Source organism: Pseudomonas sp. QTF5 (assembly GCF_000512695.2).
Classification (GTDB): domain Bacteria; phylum Pseudomonadota; class Gammaproteobacteria; order Pseudomonadales; family Pseudomonadaceae; genus Aquipseudomonas.
This window is the reverse complement of sequence record NZ_AZRW02000001.1, coordinates 101,228-125,650: the sequence shown is the minus strand read 5'-3', so window position 1 is coordinate 125,650 and position 24,423 is coordinate 101,228. Positions and strand designations below refer to the sequence as shown.

23 protein-coding genes are annotated in these 24,423 nt (G+C 59.3%); 16 read left to right on the top strand and 7 right to left on the bottom strand.

Annotated features, from left to right (window positions below; translation table 11 throughout):
- The first annotated feature begins 96 nt into the window (after nt 1-96).
- The 4 genes from IC37_RS00670 (at nt 97) to IC37_RS00655 (ending at nt 2,679) form a co-directional block, all read left to right on the top strand.
- Nucleotides 97-534, top strand: a complete 438-nt coding sequence (locus tag IC37_RS00670) for a hemerythrin domain-containing protein (protein WP_030130952.1) — start codon at nt 97-99, stop codon at nt 532-534.
- A gap of 52 nt (nt 535-586) precedes the next feature.
- Nucleotides 587-1,180, top strand: a complete 594-nt coding sequence (locus IC37_RS00665) for an NUDIX domain-containing protein (RefSeq protein ID WP_030130953.1) — start codon at nt 587-589, stop codon at nt 1,178-1,180.
- A 135-nt stretch (nt 1,181-1,315) separates the two neighbouring features.
- The gene (locus IC37_RS00660) at nt 1,316-1,855 is read left to right on the top strand and encodes a kinase inhibitor (protein WP_030130954.1); all 540 of its coding nucleotides are present in this window, start codon (nt 1,316-1,318) and stop codon (nt 1,853-1,855) included.
- Nucleotides 1,856-1,860: 5 nt separating this feature from the next.
- A complete protein-coding gene (locus IC37_RS00655; RefSeq protein WP_030130955.1) occupies nt 1,861-2,679 on the top strand; it encodes a helix-turn-helix transcriptional regulator in 819 nt (272 codons plus the stop codon).
- Nucleotides 2,680-2,721: 42 nt separating this feature from the next.
- Here the strand turns inward: IC37_RS00655 and IC37_RS00650 are convergent, their stop codons facing one another.
- Nucleotides 2,722-3,240, bottom strand: a complete 519-nt coding sequence (locus IC37_RS00650; RefSeq protein ID WP_030130956.1) for a methylated-DNA--[protein]-cysteine S-methyltransferase — start codon at nt 3,238-3,240, stop codon at nt 2,722-2,724.
- Nucleotides 3,241-3,391: 151 nt separating this feature from the next.
- Between IC37_RS00650 and ggt the strand changes: the two genes are divergently transcribed.
- From ggt to IC37_RS00635, 3 genes are all read left to right on the top strand, one after another.
- The gene (gene ggt, locus IC37_RS00645) at nt 3,392-5,119 is read left to right on the top strand and encodes a gamma-glutamyltransferase (RefSeq protein ID WP_030130957.1); all 1,728 of its coding nucleotides are present in this window, start codon (nt 3,392-3,394) and stop codon (nt 5,117-5,119) included.
- A gap of 218 nt (nt 5,120-5,337) precedes the next feature.
- Nucleotides 5,338-5,871: a cysteine hydrolase family protein gene (locus tag IC37_RS00640; RefSeq protein WP_030130958.1), complete on the top strand. Its 534-nt coding sequence runs from the start codon at nt 5,338-5,340 to the stop codon at nt 5,869-5,871.
- A gap of 106 nt (nt 5,872-5,977) precedes the next feature.
- Complete coding sequence (locus IC37_RS00635; RefSeq protein WP_030130959.1) at nt 5,978-6,982, top strand: helix-turn-helix transcriptional regulator; 1,005 nt, start codon at nt 5,978-5,980, stop codon at nt 6,980-6,982.
- A gap of 146 nt (nt 6,983-7,128) precedes the next feature.
- On the opposite strand, the gene IC37_RS00630 is transcribed toward IC37_RS00635, so the two are convergent.
- The 4 genes from IC37_RS00630 to IC37_RS00615 all read right to left on the bottom strand — a co-directional run bounded on the left by IC37_RS00630 (nt 7,129) and on the right by IC37_RS00615 (nt 10,720).
- Nucleotides 7,129-7,626, bottom strand: a complete 498-nt coding sequence (locus tag IC37_RS00630) for an RES family NAD+ phosphorylase (protein WP_030130960.1) — start codon at nt 7,624-7,626, stop codon at nt 7,129-7,131.
- The gene (locus IC37_RS00625; RefSeq protein ID WP_030130961.1) at nt 7,626-8,201 is read right to left on the bottom strand and encodes an antitoxin Xre/MbcA/ParS toxin-binding domain-containing protein; all 576 of its coding nucleotides are present in this window, start codon (nt 8,199-8,201) and stop codon (nt 7,626-7,628) included. The genes IC37_RS00630 and IC37_RS00625 overlap by 1 nt, the downstream gene beginning before the upstream one ends.
- A gap of 200 nt (nt 8,202-8,401) precedes the next feature.
- Nucleotides 8,402-8,764, bottom strand: coding sequence for a DUF6124 family protein (locus IC37_RS00620; protein ID WP_030130962.1), 363 nt, complete (start codon nt 8,762-8,764; stop codon nt 8,402-8,404).
- A gap of 423 nt (nt 8,765-9,187) precedes the next feature.
- Nucleotides 9,188-10,720, bottom strand: coding sequence for an MFS transporter (locus IC37_RS00615; RefSeq protein ID WP_030130963.1), 1,533 nt, complete (start codon nt 10,718-10,720; stop codon nt 9,188-9,190).
- 173 nt (nt 10,721-10,893) lie between these two features.
- On the opposite strand from IC37_RS00615, the gene IC37_RS00610 reads away from it, so the two are divergent.
- The 6 genes from IC37_RS00610 to IC37_RS00585 all read left to right on the top strand — a co-directional run bounded on the left by IC37_RS00610 (nt 10,894) and on the right by IC37_RS00585 (nt 18,851).
- Entirely contained in the window at nt 10,894-11,781 is an 888-nt protein-coding gene (locus tag IC37_RS00610; protein ID WP_030130964.1) for a LysR family transcriptional regulator, read from the top strand.
- Between the two features lie 305 nt (nt 11,782-12,086).
- Entirely contained in the window at nt 12,087-13,955 is a 1,869-nt protein-coding gene (locus tag IC37_RS00605; protein WP_030130965.1) for an amidohydrolase, read from the top strand.
- 18 nt (nt 13,956-13,973) lie between these two features.
- Nucleotides 13,974-15,716 (top strand): amidohydrolase, encoded by a 1,743-nt coding sequence (locus tag IC37_RS00600; RefSeq protein ID WP_030130966.1) that lies wholly within the window; start codon nt 13,974-13,976, stop codon nt 15,714-15,716.
- Between the two features lie 110 nt (nt 15,717-15,826).
- Nucleotides 15,827-16,567 (top strand): TorF family putative porin, encoded by a 741-nt coding sequence (locus tag IC37_RS00595; RefSeq protein ID WP_030130967.1) that lies wholly within the window; start codon nt 15,827-15,829, stop codon nt 16,565-16,567.
- A 55-nt stretch (nt 16,568-16,622) separates the two neighbouring features.
- Nucleotides 16,623-18,035 (top strand): cytosine permease, encoded by a 1,413-nt coding sequence (locus IC37_RS00590; protein ID WP_030130968.1) that lies wholly within the window; start codon nt 16,623-16,625, stop codon nt 18,033-18,035.
- 162 nt (nt 18,036-18,197) lie between these two features.
- Nucleotides 18,198-18,851 (top strand): peroxiredoxin, encoded by a 654-nt coding sequence (locus IC37_RS00585; RefSeq protein WP_030130969.1) that lies wholly within the window; start codon nt 18,198-18,200, stop codon nt 18,849-18,851.
- Between the two features lie 153 nt (nt 18,852-19,004).
- Here IC37_RS00585 and IC37_RS00580 read toward each other — a convergent pair whose 3' ends face one another.
- Nucleotides 19,005-19,502 carry a heme-degrading domain-containing protein gene (locus tag IC37_RS00580; protein WP_030130970.1) on the bottom strand — a complete coding sequence of 166 codons (498 nt, stop codon included), beginning with the start codon at nt 19,500-19,502 and terminating at the stop codon, nt 19,005-19,007.
- A gap of 10 nt (nt 19,503-19,512) precedes the next feature.
- Entirely contained in the window at nt 19,513-20,514 is a 1,002-nt protein-coding gene (locus IC37_RS00575; protein ID WP_030130971.1) for a LacI family DNA-binding transcriptional regulator, read from the bottom strand.
- A gap of 199 nt (nt 20,515-20,713) precedes the next feature.
- Between IC37_RS00575 and IC37_RS00570 the strand changes: the two genes are divergently transcribed.
- From IC37_RS00570 to IC37_RS00560, 3 genes are all read left to right on the top strand, one after another.
- Entirely contained in the window at nt 20,714-21,880 is a 1,167-nt protein-coding gene (locus IC37_RS00570) for a Gfo/Idh/MocA family protein (protein ID WP_030130972.1), read from the top strand.
- 80 nt (nt 21,881-21,960) lie between these two features.
- The gene (locus IC37_RS00565) at nt 21,961-22,980 is read left to right on the top strand and encodes a sugar phosphate isomerase/epimerase (RefSeq protein ID WP_256580611.1); all 1,020 of its coding nucleotides are present in this window, start codon (nt 21,961-21,963) and stop codon (nt 22,978-22,980) included.
- Nucleotides 22,981-23,035: 55 nt separating this feature from the next.
- Nucleotides 23,036-24,268: a nucleoside permease gene (locus IC37_RS00560; RefSeq protein WP_030130974.1), complete on the top strand. Its 1,233-nt coding sequence runs from the start codon at nt 23,036-23,038 to the stop codon at nt 24,266-24,268.
- The last annotated feature ends 155 nt before the right edge of the window (nt 24,269-24,423 follow it).

Here is a 24,423-nt window from a genome sequence, read left to right as displayed (position 1 = left end):
GGTCGTTGTTCCAGCCCCTGCGCTGGAACGTCGCCAGCCCACAGAGGTCTAGCCTCAAAGAGCGTCATTACAGAACGCAGTCTATGAGGACACCCTGTGAATATTTTCGAAGCCTTGCGTGAAAGCCATGACCGCCAACGCACCTACGCCGATGCACTGATCCAGACCAGCGGCGACACCCCGGAACGGGTCGAGGCTTACAAACGGCTCAAATCCGAGCTTCAGGCCCACGCAACCGCTGAAGAACGCCATTTCTACATGCCGCTGATGGAGTTCGACAACGGCGTGGATCTTAGCCGCCACGCCATCTCCGAACACCACGAAATGGACGAGATGATGGAAGCGCTGGATGAGACCGAGATGTCCAGTCCGGCCTGGTTGGCGACCGCGAAGAAGCTCTCGGAGAAGGTGCATCACCACCTTGAGGAAGAAGAGCAGAAGTTCTTCCAGATGGCCGGCAAGCTGCTCGACGACAAACAGAAAGAGACGCTGGCCAGGCAATATGAGAAGGAATACAAGGCTCAGCTTGCGTGACGGCATTTTCGTCTAATATGTGCATCTTCTGACGAAAAAAGGATGCGTTGTCATGTCGAACACAGCCGAGCGGGTCAACATCATCGAGTCTCAGGTGTTGTCCCACGACTGGTACCTGCTCAAGAAAATCACCTTCGATTACCAACGCAACAATGGCGAATGGCAACGCCAGACCCGCGAGGTCTACGACCGAGGCAATGGCGCGGCGATTCTGTTGTTCAACCGTGAAAAGAGAACCGTGGTGCTGACACGTCAGTTCCGGTTACCGGTTTTCGTCAACGGCCATGACGGTTTGCTGATTGAAGTGGCGGCGGGGCTACTCGAAGGGGCGGCACCCGAAGAGCGCATTCGCGGCGAAGCGGAGGAAGAAACCGGCTATCGCGTCCACCATGTGCAGAAGGTTTTCGAAGCCTACATGAGCCCAGGCTCAGTCACTGAAAAGCTGCATTTCTTCATGGCCGAGTACGACGCCTCTTCGAAAGTCAGCGATGGCGGCGGGCTGGAGGAAGAAACCGAAGAACTGGAAGTGCTGGAGTGGAAGTTCGACGACGCGCTGGCGGCGTTTTATCGTGGGGAGATCTGCGATGCCAAGACCATCATGCTGTTGCAGTATGCGGCGATGAAAAACATCTTCGAAGCGGTTTGAGCCGGTGCGGTTTTACAATTGAGTTCATCTGATTCGAGAGAGCGTTCAGGCACAATGGTCGAGCATTTCGGCACAGTAACCCGCCTTTGCTCTCTCTAAACTCGTGCCTCACGCCAACACTCAGATTAGGTCACGATGAACATCAGAATAATCCTATCCGCATTGTCCATGGGGGTCGTCCTCACGGGACACGCTGCCGACTTCTCGCTGACGAGCCAGGATATTGCTGAAAACCGCCCGCTGACCAGTCGCGAGGTGTTCCAGGGATTCGGTTGCGAAGGGGGTAATACTTCCCCCGAACTTTCCTGGCGAAACGCCCCGGCGGGCACCAAAAGTTACGCGATCACGGTCTACGATCCTGATGCGCCGACCGGCAGCGGCTGGTGGCATTGGACGGTGGTCAACTTACCCGCTTCAACCAGCAGTTTGCCAAGAGGGGTCGGCTCGAACCTGCCTGCCGGTGCCGTACAAGGGCGAACCGATTATGGCCAACCGGGATTTGGCGGCGCTTGCCCTCCTGTAGGGGATAAGCCGCATCGCTATCAATTCACCGTATGGGCGTTGAAAGTCGATAAGCTGCCACTCGACAACCAGGCCAGCGGAGCCTTGGTGGGCTATATGCTTAATGCCAACGCCTTGGCCAAAGCGACCATTACTTCAACTTACGGACGTTAAGAACGATGCGCCCTTGTGTCGGCATACAGCACCGGGAAAATATTATCGATGCTTGTGTCATACGGGCGCGCCAGCCTCATACCTTGCAACGGGTGCCGATATTCGCTACTGCCTTGTGTCGAGTTCGGCAGGGGGAAAAGCTGCTGCAATGGGATGACCGGCAGATGCGTGCCGGGCCGCAACATCTGATTCTGATGCCAGCCGGGCGCGAGCTGGGCATCTCAAATTTCCCCGGCGTTCAGGGTCACTACATGGCCGATGTGGTGACCTTTCCCGGTTCTACTCTGCGTAATTTCAGCAGCCGATATGGCCAGCAGATCATGAGCCATCGCCGTGCCCTGAAGACAGATCTATGTGTTCCTCTGGATAGGCATACGACGCAGGCATGGGATCAGTTATTGGCTTCCATCAATGCGGATGCTCCAGATGCATTACGCACCCACTATGGGGAAGCGGTTCTTCTGAGCCTGTGCCTCGGCGGCCAGGCTGGACCGCTGCTGATGGATCGCAATGATCCACTGTGCGAACGGGTGCAGCAGTTGGTGATGAGCAGCCCGGAGCGAGACTGGACTGTTGCGCACGTTGCACAACACCTGAACCTTGGCGAGTCGACTTTGCGTCGCCAACTGGCCAATGAAGGGGACAGTTTCAGGAATATTCTGGAAAGTGTTCGACTGGCTACGGCGCTGCAATGGTTACAAACCACTTCTCGCCCCATCGGTGAAATTGCCGGTGCCAGCGGTTACGCCTCGGCCTCACGTTTTGCAGTGCGCTTTCGCTCACACTACGGCTTGTCGCCAAGGGAATTGCGGGCGGCGATTTAGGCAATTTCCTGTGAGATGTTCCCTGTCTTTTTGTAGGGGCCGTTAGATAAATAAATCATCCATGCTGCCGGCCCCGCGGCACTCGTATCCCTCCAGCGTCAGCAACCGCTCTTTCGCCTCAAGCCCACCGGCAAACCCTGTCAGTTTCCCCGACGCACCAATCACCCGATGACACGGCGCGACAATCGAAATCGGATTCTTGCCATTAGCCGCACCCACCGCCCGAACCGCGCCGGGATTGCCGATTTGCCGGGCAATCTCGCTGTAGCTGCGCGTTTCGCCAAACGGAATGGTCAGTAACGCCTGCCACACCTTCTGCTGAAACTCCGTCCCGGCAAAATCCAGCTCCAGTTCGAAACGGTTACGCGTGCCGGCAAAGTATTCCTGCAACTGCTGGGCGGTGCGCATCAGGATCGGGTTGTCTGCCGCTTCAGTCATCGGCCCCAGCCTTACCCGGCCCGGTTTGTCGTTTTCCCAGAGGATGGCCGCCAGTCGCGCGCCTTTCGCCACCAGTTTCAATTCGCCAACCGGAGACGCCAGGGTGGTGAAGGTGTAGGACATGCCGGCGGACTCCGAAAAAGTGCTGAACAGGGGCCCCAGCATACTGCCTCGTCGGGGAGGCGCAATACGCAATCCCAGCCATACTTGCCTACTGCTCTTGAACCGTTCCCTCTGTTTTTGACAGAGCCTAAAAACAAAAAGAGACCGACTCATGAAGTTCGAACCTTTTACCAAATCGCTCATGGCAACCACATTGGCGCTGAGCTGCCTGACGGCCCACGCGGCCTCCGTCGCCCCGGTCGCAGCCGAAAACGGCATGGTCGTCACCGCCCAGCATCTGGCCAGCCATGTCGGCGTCGATGTGCTCAAGAATGGCGGCAACGCCGTCGATGCCGCCGTTGCGGTGGGTTATGCGCTGGCGGTGGTGTACCCCGCGGCGGGCAACCTGGGCGGCGGCGGTTTCATGACGATTCAATTGGCGGACGGGCGCAAGACCTTCCTCGATTTCCGTGAAAAAGCCCCGCTGGCCGCCACCGCCGACATGTACCTCGACAAAGCGGGCAACGTCGTCCCGGACCTGAGCACCCGCGGCCATCTTGCCGTTGGCGTGCCGGGCACCGTCTCGGGCATGGAACTGGCCCTGAAGAAATACGGTACCAAACCCCGCAATGAAGTGATCGCCCCGGCGATCAAGCTTGCCGAAGACGGTTTTGTGCTGGAGCAGGGCGATGTCGACTTGCTGGAGTACGCCACCGACGTCTTCAAGAAAGACATGCGCGACTCGGGCTCGATCTTCCTGAGCAATGGCGAGCCGATGCAGGTCGGCCAGAAACTCGTACAAAAAGACTTGAGCAAAACCCTGCGGGAAATTTCCGAGAAGGGCGCCGACGGTTTCTATAAGGGCTGGGTGGCCGACGCCATCGTCACCTCCAGTCAGGCCAACAAGGGCATCATCACCCAGGCCGACCTCGACAAATACCAGACCCGCGAACTGGCGCCGATCGAGTGCGATTACCGTGGTTATCACGTGGTCTCGGCGCCACCGCCAAGCTCCGGTGGCGTGGTGATCTGCGAGATCATGAACATCCTCGACGGCTACCCGATGAAAGACCTGGGCTTCCGCTCGGCTCAGGCGATGCACTACCAGATCGAAGCGATGCGCCACGCGTATGTGGACCGCAACAGCTACCTCGGCGACCCGGACTTCGTGAAAAATCCGATCGCCCATTTGCTGGATAAAAACTACGCGACCAAAATCCGCGAAGTCATCGATCCGCAGAAGGCCGGCGTGTCCCGCGAGATCAAACCCGGCGTAGCGCCCCACGAAGGCAGCAATACCACCCATTACTCGATCGTCGACAAATGGGGCAACGCGGTGTCGGTGACCTACACCCTCAACGACTGGTTCGGCGCCGGGGTCATGGCGAGCAAAACCGGGGTCATCCTCAACGATGAAATGGACGACTTCACCTCGAAAATCGGCGTGCCGAACATGTACGGCCTGGTGCAGGGCGAAGCCAACGCCATCGCCCCCGGCAAAGCGCCGTTGTCGTCCATGAGCCCGACCATCGTCACCAAGGACGGCAAAGTCGTCATGGTCGTCGGCACTCCCGGTGGCAGCCGCATCATCACTGCAACTCTGCTGACCATCCTCAACGTGATCGACTACGGCATGAACATCCAGGAAGCGGTGGATGCGCCGCGTTTCCACCAGCAATGGCTGCCGGAAGAAACCAACCTGGAGAACTTCGCCACCAGTCCGGACACGAAGAAGATGCTCGAAAGTTGGGGGCACAAATTTGCCGGACCGCAGGACCCCAACCATATCGCAGCTATTCTGGTAGGTGCGCCTTCGCTGGAAGGCAAGCCAGTGGGCAAGAACCGCTTCTATGGAGCGAACGACCCACGGCGTAATACCGGGTTGTCACTCGGTTACTAAAACAGGCGATCACCGGCCACTTCAGCTCCCTGGGTGGCCCCCGATCCCCGTAGCAGCTGCCGAGCCCGCGAGGCTGCGTTCGAGCGCGAAGCGGTCGCGATTTCCGAATTTACGACTGCTTCGCAGCCGAACGCAGCCTCGCAGGCTCGACAGCTGCTACATGCTCGAAATGGGAGTTGAATTCCATCGTTCTACCGACCTATCTAAGGAAGGAAGCCATGAGCACCGCACTCCTGATCATCGATGTCCAACGCGCGCTGTGCACCGGCGAGTATGAATGCTTCGACATCAAGCGCGTCATCGACACCATCAACGACCTCAGCACCAAAGCCCGGACCGCCAACATCCCGGTCATCCTGATCCAGCACGAAGAAGAGGGCGACCTGCTGCAGTACGGTGGCGAAGGCTGGCAACTGGCCGACGGCCTGAAGGCTTCACCCCAAGATCTGCACGTGTATAAAACCACCCCGGATTCGTTCTACCAGACCGACTTGCATGAACAGCTGCAAGAGCTGGACGCCGACCGCCTGATCATCTGCGGCCTGCAAACCGACTACTGCGTCAACGCCACCGTTCGCCAGGCGCATCAATTGGGCTACGACGTCGTGCTGGTGGCCGACGCCCATTCCACCATCGACAACGGCATGATGAGCGCCGAAGACATCATCGCCGAACACAACAAGGATCTGGCGCACTTGACCGGCTCCGTGGCGCGGATCGATGTGATGCCGGCCAGTGAAATCAAAGTCTGAAAGTACCGCTAGCCCCGTGGCGAGCGAGCCTGGGGCTGGACGCAATCGCTGCGCCTATGGCATGGTCAAAAAAATAATACGCCATGTAGCGAACAGGATCAGAACGATGGAGGAGGGTGATGAGGTCGGCGCCAAGGCGTCGATGGCAACATTGCAGGCATTCAATCTTTGCGTATTGCACCTGGGGCGTCTTGCCCGAGATCGCGGTGCATCCCGGTTTATCACAGACGGCTTGCAGGCCTTTAGCCAACTGGTGCCCTTCGCTTCGGCCTGGTGGGGCGAGATGTCTGCGTCAGGCGTCGATGTTTCGCCCAGAAGCTGGATGCACGGGCGAATCAATCTGCCCGAATCGTTTGCCGCCGAGTGGCACACGTGTGCGCGCAACGACAAATTCTCCCATGACACCATGAGTCGACCTGGTGAGGTCGTGCGCGACAGCGGCTTCACCGACCCCAATGAAGAGGTGAACGCGTTCGCCCGGCGCCACGACCTCTACCACCTGATGTGCATCACTTTCGAGTTACCCGAAAGCGGTTTGATGTTCTTCGTCTGCCTCTACCGAGGCATTGATGCCTCGGCTTTCAACGACAGCGAGGCCGATCTGTTTTCGGCCTTCTGCGACCATCTGTTGCAGCTGTGGCGATTTCAGGTGCAGGACATGATCCGTTTCGACACGGGCAACGGGGCGTCGGACTTTGGCGTCGCGCGCATGGACGGCAGCTTGCTGTACGTGGGGGCAACGCTGTGTGCAGCCATTGAACGTGAGCTACCCGGCTGGAACGGTTCAACGCTTCCCGTGCAAGTGATCGCGCAACTGCAAAAAGCACCCTGCGTCATGCGCCTGGGCCGCTGCGCCCTGACACTGAGCCCTAACGCCGAGCACGTTATCCTGTCACTCGAAGCCCAGTCGCGCGGAGCGGTGCTTGCGCCACGCGAGCGAACGGCAGCGATGCTGTTTGCCGCCGGCCATTCCTACAAGGAAATTGCCAAAATCCTGGAGTTGAGTCCTGCGACAGTGCGCACCTACCTGCGCAACTGCTACCTGCAACTGGGCGTGAAGAGCAAGGTGGAACTGGGTTCTGTCCTGCGTTCAACGATGCCAGTCAGTTAAGCCGCGGAACCTGTGGGAGCGGGCTTGCTCGCGAAGACGGCGGCACAGTCAACATTGATGTTGCCTGACCCACCGCTTTCGCGAGCAAGCCCGCTCCCACAGGTTCCGCGGCTGACTGTCATGGAGGCTTGCCCGCAAAGGCATCTTTATGGCGAAGGCTTATTAAGCCGCCCATCAAGGGCAAAAGGCTCTTGCAACACCAACTCGTACAGCCCATGAGCCAATTGCGGGTTCATCAACATATTCCAGCTATGCGGCGAGACACTAGAAGGGACCAACACAAAGGGGTACACACTTAACAGGTCCGCACCGAACTGTTGCTGGCTACGACTTGGGGTACCGGGTACCAGCCAATTAGAGTTTGCGATGCTTTCGGGCTGCACCACATAAATCCTGGACGGGTTCAGCACACGGGCCTGCGTGAGACGATGGGGCTTGCAATCCAGCGCATCGAAATCTTTATGCACCGCAACTTCAAGGATGGCCGTAGAGGCATCCAGGGCTGCATAAACCGTGGCCATACCTTTAGGGTTCCAGCGCCCACCCACTTTTTCAGCCCCAATACCCGAATTCCAGGAGGGGGCATATTCAGCAGGATCAAGGCGCCAGAAGTGAATCTCATTGCTCAAAGGGTCTTTAGCCATTAATAGACCCCATACTCAATGCGCGTCAGAAAGTCAGTCACCAACTCATACCCGACTGAATTTGAAATCAGGTCGATGGGGATTTCACCATCCAGACCCCGCGCAGGTTTGACCATCCACTGCTCGGCAAGCTCACGCGAACCCAGCACATCCGTTGCCTTTTCCAAGACCTCTGCATAGTTGAGCGCTCGCGTGCTTTGCTCCGCGGTCAACGCTTCATTGGGCGTTTTCAACCTCCGTGCTAGCGTGCGATCAGATGCACCAACGATTTTCGACAGCACGCCGCGTTGCTTATACACCTCGCTGTTTTCGATCATGTCGAGCACCGACTGCAGCGGGAAACCGTTTTTAACGGCCCTGTAAATCTCCATACGATCATCGCTATTTTTTCCAGAAAGCAAGACCGCAACCATTGGGGGCACGCGACTCGAACCCGGCATTTTCACCTTCACCGCACGCTCGCCATTGCTCAAGACGGTTACGGCAGCATTGGATTCGCTTGGTTTAACCTTTGTTTTTCGGCTGGCATCTTTGACAGCCTCGTCGACTACAACATCTTTTTTCTTGGCGCTCATGGCAGCCTCCGCCGCTTTGTCATCTGGCATAAACTATAGTGCCAAATGGCAAAAAAGACCTAATCCAACGATGTTTGCCTACAACGCGCCCCGAAACCTGTGGCGAGGGAGCTTGCTCCCGCTGGGCCGCGCAGCGGACCCAAAAAAGGGATCGCTGCACAGCCCAAAGTCAGTGACCCACTCACCACGGCAGACTGCACCTACTTGGGTAGATCAATTTTATCCAGCACCCGGTTCGCCGTGATCTCCGCCACCATGATGCTGTTTGAAATGCCCAGCAGGGCGTAGCGCGACTCACCCTCCAGATGATCCACCAACTGATGGACCATCACATCGACCGAGGCTAGCGTCTCGACCAAAAAAACCGCCAGGGTTTCGGCCGTGGCTTCTGGGTTCACGGAAAGCATAGTGCTGGGTGTACGCGCGGTGGCTTTGATGTCGGCATTCGACGGGAAGTGGAAGTTGAGGGCGCGTTCGGCGGCCTCGTTGAGTTTTTTTGAATCGAGAGATTCGTAGGGGGATGCCGGGTCTGTGACCGGCGGGTTGGGCGTTGCTTTGAACATGGTGACTTACCTCTAGTGAAGCCGCAACCATCTCGCTGCTATACGAAAGGGTGGCAGCTGTGCGCAAGTTAGCAGACCGGTAGTCACCCAAAACCCGGCGCACCCGAAGGTGCCATGCGCACAGCCACCATCAAGTGCAGGCGAAAGCCTGACTGGATAAGACATGTGCAACCGTGAATGACTAGCCGGGCTGCTAAACCCGATCACTGGGAATCAGTGACGCGAATCAAGTTACCGGTGAGGCTCCAGGCGCACAAGCCGGCGGATTCTGGTGCAGCCGTAGGCAACGGCGCAAGGTTTTGTAGCTTTCAGGAAGTAACTTTGAGGTCTTTTAAACAAGCTTCCTCGGTGAGTGTTGAATGTGCTGCGGGCGAGCCCGATGCCGTGTGCGGTCGGGGGGCTGAGAGCCTGTCCCAATCGGATTCATGCCGCCGCTCCCACTTCTTCATGCGCACGCGATCGACCCAGCAAGGCGAACACCAGCAACGCAATCAGTGCCGAAGATGCCGACAGGACGTACAAGACCCAGCGGAATGTCTGGTCGTAGGTCGCCAGCAGCAAGGCGCGCTCTCCGCTGACAAGGGCACTGGCCTGCGCCAGATCACCGAGCGCGGCGCGATTGGCGGCCTCGATCACAACGGCTGGATCGGCCGTGCCTAAGGTGCCGAGCAACCCGCCCTGAATCAAGAACGCCAGCAGTGCGCCCGCCACCGCGATGGCAATCCCGTCGGCCGAAACACGCACGCAGTTGAAAATGCCCGTCGCCATGCCTGCACGTTCTTTCTCCACCACGCTCACGGCCATGCCATCCATCAGCCCCCAAGGCAGACCAATGCCTGCGCCGATCAGCGCCAGTGGCGCTACCAGCGCAGGGCCGGCCCCGCCGGACAACACCTGGCCCACCCAGACCAGTCCAGCCGCCACCAGCAGCAACCCGACGCCAGAAAGCAAGCCGGAGGTGAACCAGCCCGACAACAACGAGGCAAGGAACGGCACGACCAGCAGCGGCGCTGCCAAGGCGATCATCATTTGGCCCGCTTCCAATGCGCTCAGTCCGTCGATGCCGATGAAGCGGCCCGGCAGCATCACGATCAGTGTGACAAAGAAGAAGGCCGGCGATGCGGCCAACACCTGCACGCCGACGAAGCGGCCACTGCCGAACAACGACAGGTCGAGCATCGGGCGCGCGACGCGGCGTTCGATGCGTACGAATGCGATGAACAGTACGACTGAGGCCAACAGCGTGCCGAGCACCGAAGCGCTGCGCCAACCTTCTTCCGGCGCCAGCAGGATGCCGTAGGTGAACAAGGTCAGCGCGGCGGTGAAGCTGAGGGCGCCGGGCCAGTCCAGGCCGGTAGAGTCTGGGTCTCGGGACTCCGTGGCGCTGACCCATACCAGCAGGAAACCGGCCACCCCGATCAGCGCCGTCGCCAGGAACACCCAGCGCCAGCCCGCCACCTCCACCAGCCAGCCTGCCGCCAGCGGCCCGAAGGCCAGGCCGATGCCAAACGTGGTGCCGAGCAGGCTGAACACACGTGTGCGGATCGGGCCGTGGAAGGTCTGCGCCAGCGAGGACATGGCGCCCGCGAAGGCGGCTGCGCCGCCCAGCCCTTGCGCAAGGCGCAGCCCATCGATCCAGCCGACCGTCGGCGCAAGGGGGATTAAGAACGTCATCAGTACGAATAGCGCCAGGCCGACCAGCCACACGCGCTTGCGGCCATAAGTGTCGGTCAGGCTGCCGGCCGCCATCATGGCGCTGCCGTAGGTCAGGATGTAGCCGTTGACCACCCAGTTCAGTTGCAGCGCCGTCCCGCCTAGTTCCTGACTGATGGACGGCAGCACGACGGCCGGCCCAGTGAAGCACAGCGGGATCAGGATGCCGGTAAGGCAGGCGGCAAGCAGTTGCAGCCAGTCGCGTCCGGGGGTACTGCTTGTGGCGGTCAGGGCTTGTGTCATGGGAAACATCCGCAAAGATTCAGTAGAGGGGCAGGCAGACGTCAAAGCCGTATCTCGAAAGCCAAGACAGCCGCATCCAACCTGTGCAGCCATCAGCGTAAGTGCGGGCTCGATTAAGAAAAATGGGCTAAGGTTCCGAACATATCGGACAAATTTTCTTAGAACGGTGAAGAATGGACTCTCTCAACGGCATCGCGTTCTTCGTGCAGGCGGCCGAAGCCCGCAGCTTTTCGGAGGCCGGGCGCGTGCTCGGCATCTCGTCTTCCGCCGTGGGCAAAAGCGTGGCCCGGCTGGAGGAGCGGCTGGGCGTGCGCCTCCTCCATCGCAGCACGCGCAGCATCACGCTGACCTCCGAGGGCACACTGTTCCTGGAGCGTTGCCGGCGCATCCTTTGCGAGGTCGAGGCGGCCAAGCTTGAGTTGTTGGTAACTCGTCAGGCACCCCAAGGGAAGCTGCGCGTGAGCCTGCCGCTGGCCAGTGGCTTGGTCATGCCGGCGCTGACGGCCTTCATGCACCGCTACCCCGCTATCGAACTGGACGTGGATTTCTCGGATCGGTTGGTCGATGTAATCGAGGACGGATTCGATGCCGTCATTCGCACCGGAGAACCGACTGATTCCCGGTTGATGTCCCGTGCACTGGGCACCTTCAAGCTGTTGTTAGTTGCCTCGCCCCGGTACTTCGCCGCGCGCGGCACTCCGCGCGTGCCCGCCGACCTGAAGGACCACGCCTGCCTGCAACACAAGTTCCCGAGTACCGGCAAGTTCGAGTCATGGCCCTTGCGCAGACCGGAGGGCGAGGCAGAGCCCGTCCTCTTGGCATCGATGGTGTGCAACACCACCGAGGCTTTGTTTCACGTTGCCCGCGATGGCCTTGGAATCGCCTGCCTGCCGGATTTCATGGTGCACGATGCCATCGCTGCCGGCGAACTGGTGAGGGTGCTGGACGACTACAACTATCATCAGGGCACCTTCCGCATGCTCTGGCCGTCGAGCAAGCACCTGGCGCCGAAGCTGCGTGCGTTCATCGACTTCATGGGCGCGGAGCTTTTCAAAACCTGATAAAGGCTTACGCCCGATCGAGCTGGCCGATGGCGAGCAAGGCGTCATCGAGTTCAGCGGCGTGTCAGTCGATATCAATGTTGGCTGTGCCGCCGTCTTCGCGAGCAAGTCGGATCGCCGCACCGCCGCTCCCACAGGTTCCGCCGCTACACCAACTCGGAGCCCTGTCATTTAATTGCCTCACCCCTCCTCATTTGTAGAGGTCCATCCGACGCCTGCGCCCTATAGGGTATGCCCTGCATATCAGAGGCTTGCGGCCGTCTGTTCGGGCCACTTCCAAAACTATAAAAATAGAGGTGAGGCAGTTGAAATTTTCCAGGCTGTTTATCGCCGTTGCGTCGACAACGGCATTTTCCTGCGTGGCGCTGGTGGGGTGTCAGACACAGGGTTCGACACCGGCTGACATGGTGATGCGCAACGGCTATGTCTACACCGTCGATGGCAAGAATTCCGTGCAACAGGCGATCGCCGTCACGGGCGGGAAGATCGTTTATGTCGGCAGCGATGAAGGCGTTGCTTCGTACATCGGCACGCAGACACAGCTGATCGATCTGGCGGGGCGCATGTTGATGCCGGGCTTCGTCGATGCGCACATGCATCCGGGGGACGGCGGTCGCGCCATGACGTTGTGCGACCTGAAATACCAGACGATGACCCGCAAGGTTTTCCAGGAAACCATTCAGGCGTGTCTGGATGCCGACAAGGGCAAGGGCCCCGATGTCTGGCTTGAAGTCGGCAGTTGGGACCGCATGGGCATGACCGGGCTCGACGGCGATCCTGACAAGTCGACGCTGGATGCGCTAAAGACCACTCGTCCGATTCAGGTCCGTTCCACCGACTTCCATACCGTGCTGACAAACTCCCGCGGGCTGGCGGTGGCTGGCATCAACAAGCACACGGCCAATCCGGGGGATGGCAAGTACGTGCGCGACAGCGCCGGCAACCCGACCGGTATCTGCGAAGACGGTGCCGCCGATGCCATGGCCGCCGTGGTGCCGCCGGCCAGCGACGCAGAAAAACTCAACCAGACCCGGGCGGCGCTCGATGCCATGCGCCAACAAGGCATCACCAGTTTCTTCGATGCCTTGTCGGGGCCTGAAAATGGCAAAGCGTTTACCACCCTGCAACAGTCGGGCGAGCTGACTGCACGGGCCTTGCTGGCGATCAAACTCGACCCTGCCGCCGCCGCTGCAGACCCGGCGAAAACCATTGCCGAGGCCAAGGCATTGGCCAATACCTACGACCAGGGCGAAGCCAAAGTCGCGCCGGGTGTGAGCATGCGCCACGTCAAATTGTTCATGGACGGCATCATCAACGCTCCAGCGGATACCGGGGCCATGTTGACGCCGTACCTGCGTAATGCCGGCACCGATGCCGCGCCCAAGTGGACGCCTGGCAAGAATGCCGGTGAGCTGTATTTCCCGCCGCAAGTGCTCAATCCGTTGCTGTTGCAAGCGGTGCAGGCCGGCCTCGACCCGCACCTTCACGCCACCGGGGACCGAGCGGTGCGTGACTCGTTGAACGGTATCGAGTACGTGCGCCAGCAACTGCCGGGTAACGGTTTTCGTCCGGCCATTACCCACGCCGAGTCGGTGGACCCCGCTGACTATTCACGTTTCAAGGCGCTCGATGTGACCGCCAACATGTCGTTCCAGTGGGCCCAGCAGGCACCGTCCACAATTGACGGCACCAATGAACATCTCGGCGCGGCGCGCTTTGCCCGCATGGAGCCATCCGGCAGCATCAGCCGCGCTGGCGGCCGCGTCGCCTATGGCAGCGACTGGCCCGTCGACCCGCTTGACGAATTCCTGGCGTTGAAGATCGGCGTCACCCGTTCAGGCGATCCGCTGAACCCGCACAGCTATGGCCCCAAGTATGCCGGCAGGTTGAATGCCGACCCGGCGCTGTCGCGCACCGACGTGCTGCGCACCATCACCATGAACGCCGCCGAGCAACTGAAACTGGACGCTGTCGTCGGTTCGGTCGAGGTTGGAAAGTTCGCCGACTTGATCGTGCTGGACAAGAACTTCATGCAGGTGCCGGAGGATGAGCTGGGCCGAAACGAGGTGCTGCTGACGATGGTCGGCGGCAAGGTCGTGTGGGCCAAGGTGCCGTTCGTTGGACTTGATCCGAAGGCGTTGTCACACACTTCCATCTCCCGAATCGCCCAATAAAAACAAGAGAGTGTTCCGATGCAACTATTCATTCCCAACCTGTTGGCCGCAGCCCTGGCCCTTTCCTCGGTGCAGGCCATGGCTGCTGCTGATCTTGTGCTGTTCAACGGCAAGGTCTTTACCGCCGAACCCGGTCAAGGACTGGTTCAGGCAGTGGCGGTGCAAGACGGCAAGATTCTAAAAGTGGGCAGCAATGCCGAGATCAACGCCCTGGCCGATGCCCAGACGCAACGAATCGATCTGGCGGGCAAAGTATTGATGCCTGGAATGATTGATACCCATAGTCACCCGGTGGTTGCGGCCTTCAACAGCCAGGGGGCCAACCTGCTGGATGAAGTGAAGCCGTTGCCCGAACTCGAGCAATGGGTGATCGAGCAGGATGAAGCGGGGCGAGCACGGGCCGGTGACGTGATCAGCATTGCCGGGGTGAGTTCGGCCTATTGGGAGAAAAGCCGCGAGCTCGGTCAGCGCTTCAATCAGGGACGCTGGGCGGACCAGCCGGTGGTTCTCAGCGGGATTGACGGGCATACCGGCTGGGCCAACAACGCGATGCTCAAGCGTCTGAAGATCGACGCGGCATTGGTAAAAGGTCTGTCGGAACAGGACCGCAGTTTCGTGGGGCACGCAGCGGACTTCACCCCCAATGGTTTGTTCGCCGAGTCGCGCTGGGACAAGGTACGCAGTCAGATTCCCGCGCCCGGCAACGAGGTCATGTTGAAGGCTGCCCGCGAGGCAGTGAAGGTCAATAATCAATATGGCGTTACCGCCTGGATGGACGCGGCAGCGAATGCCGGAAGTGGTGATTCGCTGTTCGATTTCCAGGCCACCGAGCAGAGTTACGGTGTTCTACCGCTTTACCGCGAACTGGCAGAGAAGGGCGAGCTCAATGCCCACGTTGCGGCTCTGCTGCTGGCTAACCCAAAAAGCCGGCCGGCGGACCTGGAGGTGCTGGCCAAGGTGATGAAGAAATTCGAGGGCGTGCCCAACCTGAGTTTTCCTGGCATCAAGGTCTTCGCTGACGGTGTCCTGGAGTTTCCAGGGCAGACGGCAGCGGTGATTGTTCCGTTCACCAACAGTCAAAAAAACGGTCAGTTGCTGATCGACCCGGCACACTTTGGTGAATTGGTGGTCGCGGCGGAGAAGCGTGACTGGATTGTGCACACGCATGCGGTCGGCGACCGTGCCGTACGTGAGTCACTCAATGCCGTTGAATACGCGCGCAAGCTCAACCCGACACCGATGGCCCACAGCATCACTCACCTGCAACTGGTCAATCCAAAGGAATTCCCGCGCTTCAAGCAGCTTGGCGTGATCGCTTCCATGCAGCTGCTGTGGGCCACCGGCGAGTCTTACACGGTGGAGCTGGTCAAACCGTATATCAGCGCGTTCGCTTACGGTTATCAGTATCCCGCCAGGTCTCTGCATAACGCCGGTGCGGTCATCGCCGGTGGCAGTGACTGGCCGGTGTCCAGCCCCAACCCGTGGAATGCCATCGCTCAGGCCAGCACTCGCAAAGGGCCGCTGGGTGTGTTGAATGCCAATGAAAGCATTGATCGCCAGACCATGTTCTACGCCTACACCCTCAATGCCGCCAAAGTCCTGCGGCTGGAGCAACAGATTGGCTCGCTGGCGCCCGGCAAACAGGCCGATCTGATCATCCTCGACCGTGATGTGTTCAAGGTCAGCGACGACGAACTGTTCGACACCAAGGTCCTGAAGACTTTCTTCGCTGGCAAGCAGGTGTACGCGCCCGCGTCCTGACGACTACCCGCCAGCAGCACCCAAAAAATGCTCCTGCTCCTCGCATTGCGAGGGGCTGGGCAACGCCATGCCCGAAATCAACCGCTGATCCATAAAAATAAGAGACTTGTATGAACGTACGCTCAGCATTGACCCTTGCCAGCCTTGTATTGGCTCCCCTGACCAGCCAGGCACTGACACTTAACGACAACTTCAGCCTGGACTTGACCCTGGGCCTTGTCAGCGACTACCGCACCCGTGGCATTTCGCAAACCCTGGGGGATCCGGCGGTTCAGGCCGGCGCCACGCTGGTGCACAGCAGCGGCTTGTACATGGGCGCCTGGACCTCGAATGTCGATTTCGGCGGCCCCTACAAAACCCGGCAAGAACTCGAGTACTACGCGGGCTACTACTGGCAGGCGACCGAGGCAATCAGTCTCGATCTGGGGTACCTCAAGTACGACTATCCGAAGGAAGGCCAATTCAACATGAGTGAGGTCTACGCCATCCTTGACGTTTATGGCGTGAAGCTCGGCGCCAACTACTCAAACGATACGCCGAACTTCTTTGGCGAGGACCAGGACACCCTCTACACCTACCTCAGCTACAAAATCGAATTGCCGGCCGAGATCGGCCTGGACCTGCGCGTGGGTCGCAACGATGTCAAAGACCCGGCTTTCTGGTCCGCCAACGGTGAAAGCCGTGATGCCTACACCGAGTGGGAAGCCAAACTGACCCGTGACTTCGTGGGCGTATCCTGGGGCCTCAGCTACATCGATACCGACCTGTCGAAAAGCGAATGCGCGAGCTGGTACGGCTATGGCGATCTATGCACTGCCACCGTGGTAGCCAGTGCCAGCAAGACCTTCTAGTGTTCAAGCCGACACGATAAAAACAACAAACTGTTCTTCACAGGAAAGCACCGTAATGACCAAGGTCAGCGATAGTCAGCAGCGAAGTCCCCTGATCGAGACACGTTCGATCGATTACATTCCCGAGGCCGAGCGTCATGGCAGCCTCTACAGCCAGTTCACCCTGTGGCTCGGCGCCAATCTGCAGATCACCGCGATCGTCACCGGTGCTCTGGCCGTGGTGCTGGGCGGCGATGTGTTCTGGTCACTGATTGGTTTGCTGATCGGCCAGTTGCTCGGCGGTGCGGTGGTTGCCCTGCACGCTGCTCAAGGGCCAAAGCTTGGATTGCCGCAGATGATCTCCAGTCGCGTGCAGTTCGGCGTCTATGGGGCAGCGATCCCGATTGTGCTGGTGTGCCTGATGTACCTCGGCTTCAGCGCCACCGGCGCGGTACTGTCGGGGCAGGCCATTGCCCAGCTGATCGATGTCAGCGACAGCGCTGGCATCCTGATTTTCGCCTCCTGCATCGCGTTTCTGACGATCTTCGGTTATCGGGTTATCCACTTGGTCGGACGGGTGGCCAGCGTGCTGGGCATCATTGCCTTCGTCTATCTGTTTACCCGATTGATGACGCTCAACGACATTGGTCTGTTGCTGGAAAATCGCCATTTCGGCTGGAGTACTTTCCTGCTGGCGGTGTCCCTTTCCGCGTCCTGGCAGATCGCGTTTGGTCCTTACGTGGCCGACTACTCACGTTACCTGCCGAGCAAGACTTCGTCCTGGAAGACCTTCACCGCCGTAGGCCTGGGAACGGTGCTGGGCGCTCAAGCGTCCATGGTGCTGGGAGTGTTCGCCGCTGCGTTGGCGGGCACGAGTTTTCGCGGGCATGAAGTCGCCACCATCGTTGGGCTGGGCAGTACCGGGGTGATCGCTTCTTTGCTGTATTTGAGCGTGGTATTCGGCAAGGTCACGGTGTCTACCCTCAACGCTTATGGCAGCTTCATGTGCGTGGCCACCATTATCAGTGGCTTCCGTCGTGGCTTCGAGATATCCGCCGGCAAACGCATGCTGTTTGTGCTGGCGATTGTCGGAGCGTCGACCGCGCTTGCATTGCTGGGGCAGCACTCGTTTCTCACCACGTTCAAATACTTCATCCTGTTTTTGTTGACCTTCTTCACGCCGTGGAGCGCGATCAACCTGGTGGATTATTACTTCATCAACAAAGAGCGTTATGACATTCCCGCGTTGTCCGACCCGGCGGGGCGTTATGGCCGCTGGAATGTGTTGGGGATCAGCGTGTATGTCTTCGGTGTGCTGGTTCAGCTGCCTTTTGTCGACACTCACTTCTATTCCGGACCGATGGTCGCGCAGCTCGGCGGTGTCGATATTTCCTGGATCGTCGGGCTGGTGGTACCGGGCATTCTCTACTACTGGGTGGCCAGGACAACCGGGCTTGCTGTGTCGGTCGAAGGTAACTCGAAGGCTTGAAGGCCCCGTCGATCAAGGGCTGCAGAGTGGGCGCGGCGATAATCACCTTGTGTTCAAGCGTCTCCTATACTGATCCGCGTTGACAGGTTCAACACAGATCCTGAATGCCGTTGGAGCAGCAGCCAGCGGCTTCCCTACGACTCAACAGTAAGGAGAACGAACATGGCAATCCGTATTGGCGACGAAGCACCGGACTTTACCGTCGAAAGCACCGAAGGCTCACTGCATTTCCACGAGTGGATCGGCGACAAGTGGGCGATCCTGTTTTCCCATCCCAAGGACTTCACCCCGGTGTGCACCACTGAGCTCGGCTACATGGCAGGGCTCAAGCCGGAGTTCGATAAACGCAACACCAAGATCGTCGGGCTCAGCGTCGACCCTGTCAGTAACCATCAGACCTGGGCCAAAGACATCGAAGAGACCCAGGGGCATGCGGTCAACTATCCGATGATCGGGGACGAGAACCTGGTGGTGGCGAAGCTCTACGACATGATTCATCCGAATGCCAGTGGCGGCGCACGGACTGCGGTGGACAACGCTACGGTGCGTTCAGTGTTCATCATCGGCCCGGACAAAAAGGTCAAGGCGATGCTGATCTACCCGATGAGTGCCGGGCGCAACTTCGATGAAGTGCTGCGTCTGCTCGATTCTCTGCAGTTGAATGCCAAGCACACTGTTGCGACCCCGGTGAACTGGCGTCCGGGCGAGGACGTGATCATTCCCACTTCGGTCTCTGACGAGGACGCCAGGAAGAAATATCCGGATGGCTTTAAGACAGTGAAACCTTATCTGCGCACGGTGGCGCAACCGAAGTAACCGATCCGTTGGGAGACCCCAATGCCAGTCAATTAAGCGAAATCCATGTGGGAGCGGCGGTGCGGCGATCCGACTTGCTCGCGAAAGCGGTGTGTCAGGCGACATCAATGTTGACTATGCCGCCGCCTTCGCGAGCAAGCCCGCTCCCACAGGTTACTCGCCCTCAAGCGCAAGTTCGTTCAGATCGGCCCCACACATCTGCGCCAACACCTGAACCACCAGGGCATGATCCTCACGCTGGGGCAGCCCTGAAACGGTGACGGCGCCAATGCACCCCACGCCCTTGACCGACACCGGGAAGCTGCCGCCATGATCGCCGTAATCACGCAGGGGCAACCCCATTAAACTTTCGAGTGAATCGCCCTGAAGCTTAAAAGACAGGCCTACGCGGTATGAGCTGAGTTCCATCAGTTCCACGACGTTTCGCTTGCGGCGTGCCCAGTCGGCATTACTGGCGGAGGTTCCCGGCATCGAGTAGAAAAACACGGTGTCCCGCGCCAGCCTGACCTCAATCGTGGCGGACACGCCTTGCTCCTCGCAGGCAGTTTTCAATCGGGTGCCCAATTCCCAGGCTGTCGCTTTGTCGAAGCGCTCAAACTTCAGGGTTTCTTCCTGGAGCGCGATGCGTTGCAGGTCGGTTTTTATGTCCATGATTTCTTCCTCATCCCTTTCGGGCGGTCGTACTGTTACGCACGGTTAATGTGAACGGCAGCACCACATGGCGGTCCGGGATGGGCTTTTTTTCGATGAGGGCGATCAGCATTTCAACGGCCCTTTGGCCAAAGATTTCGGCGGGTTGCGCAATGGTCGTCAACGCCGGATCACAATAGGCCGCGAATGGAATGTCATCGAAACCGACCAACGAAATATCGTCGGGTACCCGCAAACCCTGTTGTTTGATGCGCTTCAATGCACCGATCGCCATTTCATCGTTTTCACAAAAGAACGCGGTCGGACGGTCGGGCAGTTCCAGCAGCATTCCCGCGCCATCAAAACCGGCCTGCAACGTGAAGTCCCCGTGGCAGATCAATTGTGGGTCCGACTTGATACCGGCCTGGTGCAATGCATCTTGATAACCGGCCACGCGGTCGCGTGTGAGTGGGCTGCTTTTCGGGCCTTTGATCAGGCCGATCCGGCGATGGCCCAGATCGATCAGATGCTCCGTCATGGCCTTGGCCGCTGCCCGGTTGTCGAGGCTGATCGTCGGATGCCGCCCGCCTTGAATCACCTCACAGGCATTGACCAGGGGCAGTGACTCGCCGTGGGGGAAGGGCGATTCAAACGGGTCGTAGGCGCGCAACTGAATCACGCCGTCGGCCTGGTGGGCATACACCAGCGCGGCAAATTCCCGTTCGATTTCCTCGCGACCCTGGGTGTCGCACAACAGCAGTCGATATCCGGCCGCCTGTGCCGCCTGTTGGGCACCGCTGATCACCCGTGCGAAAAACGTGTTGGCGATGGCCGGGACCAGAATCACCAGGTTGCCGGTTCGGCGCGAACGAAACTGCACGGCCATGAGGTTCGGCCGGTAGCCGGCCTGTTCCACGGCTGCGGTGACCTTGTCCCGGGTTTCGGGGAGGACGCGCTCGGGCGACTTCAGCGTTCTGGACACGGTAGCCACCGAGACGCCGGCCAGCCGGGCTACTTCACGGATATTGGACAAGACGACCTCGTTATCGAACCGGCAGATGTAAGCATGGCCGGCGAGCTTACCGCAGTCCGGCCGTGCGCTGAAATGACCTGCATTTTTAATCCCGGGTTTGACACCCGAAGTAACTGAGCTTAAATTTCCGGCATGATGTAACCGGTTACATCATAGTCAAACCTGAGCGCTAATCCGCCCCGAAAAGAGAAAATTCGCGATGAACGTTGCAACGACAAAAATAAGAATGGGGTTTGTCGGGGGCGGTGAGGGCGCCTTCATCGGCAAAGCCCACCGCCAGGCCGCCGGCCTCGATGGTCGTTTTGAACTGGTGTGCGGTGCATTCAGCCGAGACGCCCGCAACAATCAGGACACCGGCGCCGCGCTGGGGTTGTCCGCCTCACGCTGCTACAGCGACTGGCAGCACATGCTGGATTGCGAGGCGGCACTGCCTGCCGACCAGCGCATGGAGCTGTTGGTCATCGTCACTCCCAATCACTTGCACGCGCCGATCGCCAGCCAGGCACTGAGCGCGGGTTTTCATGTGTTCAGCGAAAAGCCCGCGGCACTGAATCTGTCCGAACTGCTGGCGCTCAAGGCGGTGGTGAATAGCAGCGACCGCCTCTATGGACTCGCCCACACGTATCTGGGTTATCCGATGGTCTGGCAGGCGCGCAAGATGGTGCGTACCGGTGTGATCGGCGCTGTGCGCAAGGTCATCGTCGAGTACCCGCAGGGCTGGCTGAGTCGGGACGTGGCCGGGCAGGGCAACAAGCAGGCGAGTTGGCGCGATCAGCCCGAGCAGTCCGGGCTGGGCGGCTGCATTGGCGACATCGGCACCCATGCCTTTTCACTGGCCGAATTCGTCGCGGACCAACCCATCGAACAGGTGTGCGCAACCTTGGGTGCGCACATTGCCGGGCGGCAACTGGACGATGACGCGGCGATGCTGTTCAAGATGGCCGCCGGGGCCAGTGGGGTGTTGATCGCCAGCCAGGTCTGCGCCGGCGAAGAGAACCCGTTGAAGATCCGCGTCTATGGCGACAAGGGCGGGCTGGAGTGGCGTCAGGAAGAGCCTGCAAGCCTGATCCATCGCTCCCTCGATCAACCGTTGAGCATCCTTCGTTCCGGTGTCGGCCAGCCCTGGTTGTGCGAGGCCGCCAGCCAGCGCATGCGTTTACCTGCCGGGCATCCCGAAGGTTATCTCGAGGCCATGGCCAATCTCTATGGTGATTTCGCCACCGCGATCCGCGGCAATGTCGAAGGCAACGATGCCCCCGGCGTGCCGGGCATCGACGTCGGGTTGCGTGGCATGGCGTTCATCGAGGCAGTGATCGCCAATCATCGCGGCGACGCAAAGTGGACCGAACTGGTCTGCAACCCATAAATCCGGAGAACCCTCCCGTGAACCACACCTCCCCAACACCGACAGGCCTGCGTGGCCCGGGTATTTTCCTCGCGCAGTTCATGTCCGCCGAAGCGCCCTTCGACACGCTCGCCAACATTGCTCATTGGGCCGCAGCGCAGGGTTACAAAGCCATTCAATTGCCGACCCTGGGTACGCAATACATCGACCTGGCGCGTGCCGCCGACAGTCAGGATTATTGTGATGAATTGAAAGCCGTCTGCGCCCAGGCAGGCGTCGAAATCAGCGAGCTGTCGACGCATCTGCAGGGCCAACTGGTGGCGGTGCATCCGGCGTTCGATACGTTGTTCGATGACTTCGCTCCTGTGCATTTGCGCGGTCAGCCTCAGGCTCGAACCGAGTGGGCCATCGATCAGTTGAAGCTCGCCGCGCGCGCCAGCCAACGCTTGGGGTTGAAGGCGCACGCGACGTTTTCCGGTGCGCTGCTCTGGCCGTATGTTTACCCGTGGCCGCAACGGCCGAGCGGTCTGGTCGAGCAAGGGTTTGCCGAACTGGCCAAGCGCTGGTTGCCGATTCTCGATTGTTTCGAGCAAGCCGGCGTCGACCTCTGCTACGAGATCCATCCCGGCGAAGACCTGCACGATGGCGCCTCGTTCGAGCGTTTCCTTGAGGCCGTCGATCACCATCCGCGCGCTGCGATCCTCTACGACCCGAGCCATCTGCTGCTTCAGCAAATGGACTATCTGGGCTTCATCGATCGCTACCACGAGCGCATCCGCATGTTCCACGTCAAGGATGCCGAGTTCCGCCCCGATGCCCGTTCGGGCGTCTATGGCGGCTATCAAGGCTGGGTCGATCGGCCTGGCCGCTTCCGTTCTTTGGGCGATGGGCAGATCGATTTCAAATCGATTTTCAGCAAATTGACGCAGTACGACTTTGCCGGCTGGGCGGTTCTGGAATGGGAGTGTTGCCTGAAGGATTCGGAGCAGGGCGCTGCAGAAGGAGCGGCCTTCATCCAGCAGCACATGATCAGCAAAACCCAAAAGGCCTTTGACGATTTCGCCAGCGTGACCTCCGACGAGCGTTTCAATCGACGGCTATTGGGTTTGCCCGACGCCTGAAAAACCTGTTTGCCCCTTTCTCCCAAAAAAGAAAAACAATAAGACGGTGACTGATATGACCACGATGACTGCGCGATTAAGCGTAATGATGTTCCTGCAGTTCTTTATCTGGGGCGGATGGTTCGTAACCCTCGGCACCTTCCTCTCCAGTAATCTTGGGGCCAGCGGCGGGCAGATCGGCATGGCGTTCTCGACGCAGTCCTGGGGCGCGATCATCGCGCCGTTTGTGATCGGGTTGATTGCCGACCGCTACTTCAATGCCGAGCGCATCCTCGCGGTGTTGCATTTGATCGGCGCGGTGCTGCTGTGGCAACTCTATCGAGCGCCTGACTTCAGTGGGTTTTACCCGTTCGTGCTGGCCTACATGATGATCTACATGCCGACGCTGGCATTGGTGAATTCGGTGGCGTTCCGGCAGATGCGCGACCCGGCTTTGGAGTTCTCGCGGATCAGAGTGTGGGGCACCATCGGCTGGATCGTGGCGGGCGTAGTGATCAGCTTTGTGTTTGCCTGGGATTCGCAACAGGCGATCTCATCCGGTGGCTTGCGCAACACGTTTCTGATGTCGGCCATCGCCTCCTTCGTGCTCGGGATCTACAGCTTCAGCCTGCCGCGTACCGCGCCGCTCAAACCTGAGCCGGGCAGTGTCGGTTTAAAGCAAATGCTGGGGCTGGACGCCTTGGGTTTGTTGAAGGACCGCAGTTACCTGGTGTTCTTCATCGCCTCCATTTTGATCTGCATTCCGTTGGCGTTTTATTACCAGAATGCCAACCCGTTTCTGGCGGAAATCGGCGTGACCAATCCAACCGCCAAGATGGCGATCGGGCAAGTCTCGGAAGTGCTGTTCATGTTGCTGCTGCCGCTGTTTATTCAGCGTTTCGGCATCAAGATCGCGCTGTTGGTGGGGATGCTGGCGTGGGCGTTGCGCTACCTGTTGTTCGCCTACGGCAACAACGGGGACCTCGCCTTCATGTTGTTCACCGGCATCGCTTTGCACGGCATCTGCTACGACTTCTTCTTTGTTTCGGGGCAGATCTACACCGATGCCAAAGCCTCGGAGCGATTCAGAAGCTCCGCGCAAGGGTTGATCACGCTCGCGACGTACGGCTTGGGCATGCTGATTGGCTTTTGGGTGGCCGGGGCGGTCACTGATCACTATGCGTCGGCTGACAGCCATGACTGGAAAAGCATCTGGCTGTTCCCGGCAGGGTTCGCGTTGGCGATATTTTTCTGTTTTTCGCTGGCCTTCAAAGGGCGGCAACGCGTGGCAGCGCCGTCGAGTATTTGAATCATGCCCCGAGTCTGAAGAACACCGTCGGAACCTGTGGGAGCGGGCTTGCTCGCGAAAGCGGTGTGTCAGGCGACATCAATGTTGATTGTGCCGCCGTCTTCGCGAGCAAGCCCGCTCCCACAGGGTTTGCGATTAACCGACTGGCATTTCAG

Excerpts from the sequence above, each read along its gene's own strand:
- IC37_RS00665 (WP_030130953.1), top strand. The coding sequence starts at position 587 with ATGTCGAACACAGCCGAGCGGGTCAACATCATCGAGTCTCAGGTGTTG.
- IC37_RS00660 (WP_030130954.1), top strand. The coding sequence starts at position 1,316 with ATGAACATCAGAATAATCCTATCCGCATTGTCCATGGGGGTCGTCCTC.
- IC37_RS00655 (WP_030130955.1), top strand. The coding sequence starts at position 1,861 with ATGCGCCCTTGTGTCGGCATACAGCACCGGGAAAATATTATCGATGCT.
- IC37_RS00650 (WP_030130956.1), bottom strand. The coding sequence starts at position 3,240 with ATGTCCTACACCTTCACCACCCTGGCGTCTCCGGTTGGCGAATTGAAA.
- ggt (WP_030130957.1), top strand. The coding sequence starts at position 3,392 with ATGAAGTTCGAACCTTTTACCAAATCGCTCATGGCAACCACATTGGCG.
- IC37_RS00640 (WP_030130958.1), top strand. The coding sequence starts at position 5,338 with ATGAGCACCGCACTCCTGATCATCGATGTCCAACGCGCGCTGTGCACC.
- IC37_RS00635 (WP_030130959.1), top strand. The coding sequence starts at position 5,978 with ATGGAGGAGGGTGATGAGGTCGGCGCCAAGGCGTCGATGGCAACATTG.
- IC37_RS00630 (WP_030130960.1), bottom strand. The coding sequence starts at position 7,626 with ATGGCTAAAGACCCTTTGAGCAATGAGATTCACTTCTGGCGCCTTGAT.
- IC37_RS00625 (WP_030130961.1), bottom strand. The coding sequence starts at position 8,201 with ATGAGCGCCAAGAAAAAAGATGTTGTAGTCGACGAGGCTGTCAAAGAT.
- IC37_RS00620 (WP_030130962.1), bottom strand. The coding sequence starts at position 8,764 with ATGTTCAAAGCAACGCCCAACCCGCCGGTCACAGACCCGGCATCCCCC.
- IC37_RS00615 (WP_030130963.1), bottom strand. The coding sequence starts at position 10,720 with ATGACACAAGCCCTGACCGCCACAAGCAGTACCCCCGGACGCGACTGG.
- IC37_RS00610 (WP_030130964.1), top strand. The coding sequence starts at position 10,894 with ATGGACTCTCTCAACGGCATCGCGTTCTTCGTGCAGGCGGCCGAAGCC.
- IC37_RS00600 (WP_030130966.1), top strand. The coding sequence starts at position 13,974 with ATGCAACTATTCATTCCCAACCTGTTGGCCGCAGCCCTGGCCCTTTCC.
- IC37_RS00595 (WP_030130967.1), top strand. The coding sequence starts at position 15,827 with ATGAACGTACGCTCAGCATTGACCCTTGCCAGCCTTGTATTGGCTCCC.
- IC37_RS00590 (WP_030130968.1), top strand. The coding sequence starts at position 16,623 with ATGACCAAGGTCAGCGATAGTCAGCAGCGAAGTCCCCTGATCGAGACA.
- IC37_RS00585 (WP_030130969.1), top strand. The coding sequence starts at position 18,198 with ATGGCAATCCGTATTGGCGACGAAGCACCGGACTTTACCGTCGAAAGC.
- IC37_RS00580 (WP_030130970.1), bottom strand. The coding sequence starts at position 19,502 with ATGGACATAAAAACCGACCTGCAACGCATCGCGCTCCAGGAAGAAACC.
- IC37_RS00570 (WP_030130972.1), top strand. The coding sequence starts at position 20,714 with ATGAACGTTGCAACGACAAAAATAAGAATGGGGTTTGTCGGGGGCGGT.
- IC37_RS00565 (WP_256580611.1), top strand. The coding sequence starts at position 21,961 with ATGTCCGCCGAAGCGCCCTTCGACACGCTCGCCAACATTGCTCATTGG.
- IC37_RS00560 (WP_030130974.1), top strand. The coding sequence starts at position 23,036 with ATGACCACGATGACTGCGCGATTAAGCGTAATGATGTTCCTGCAGTTC.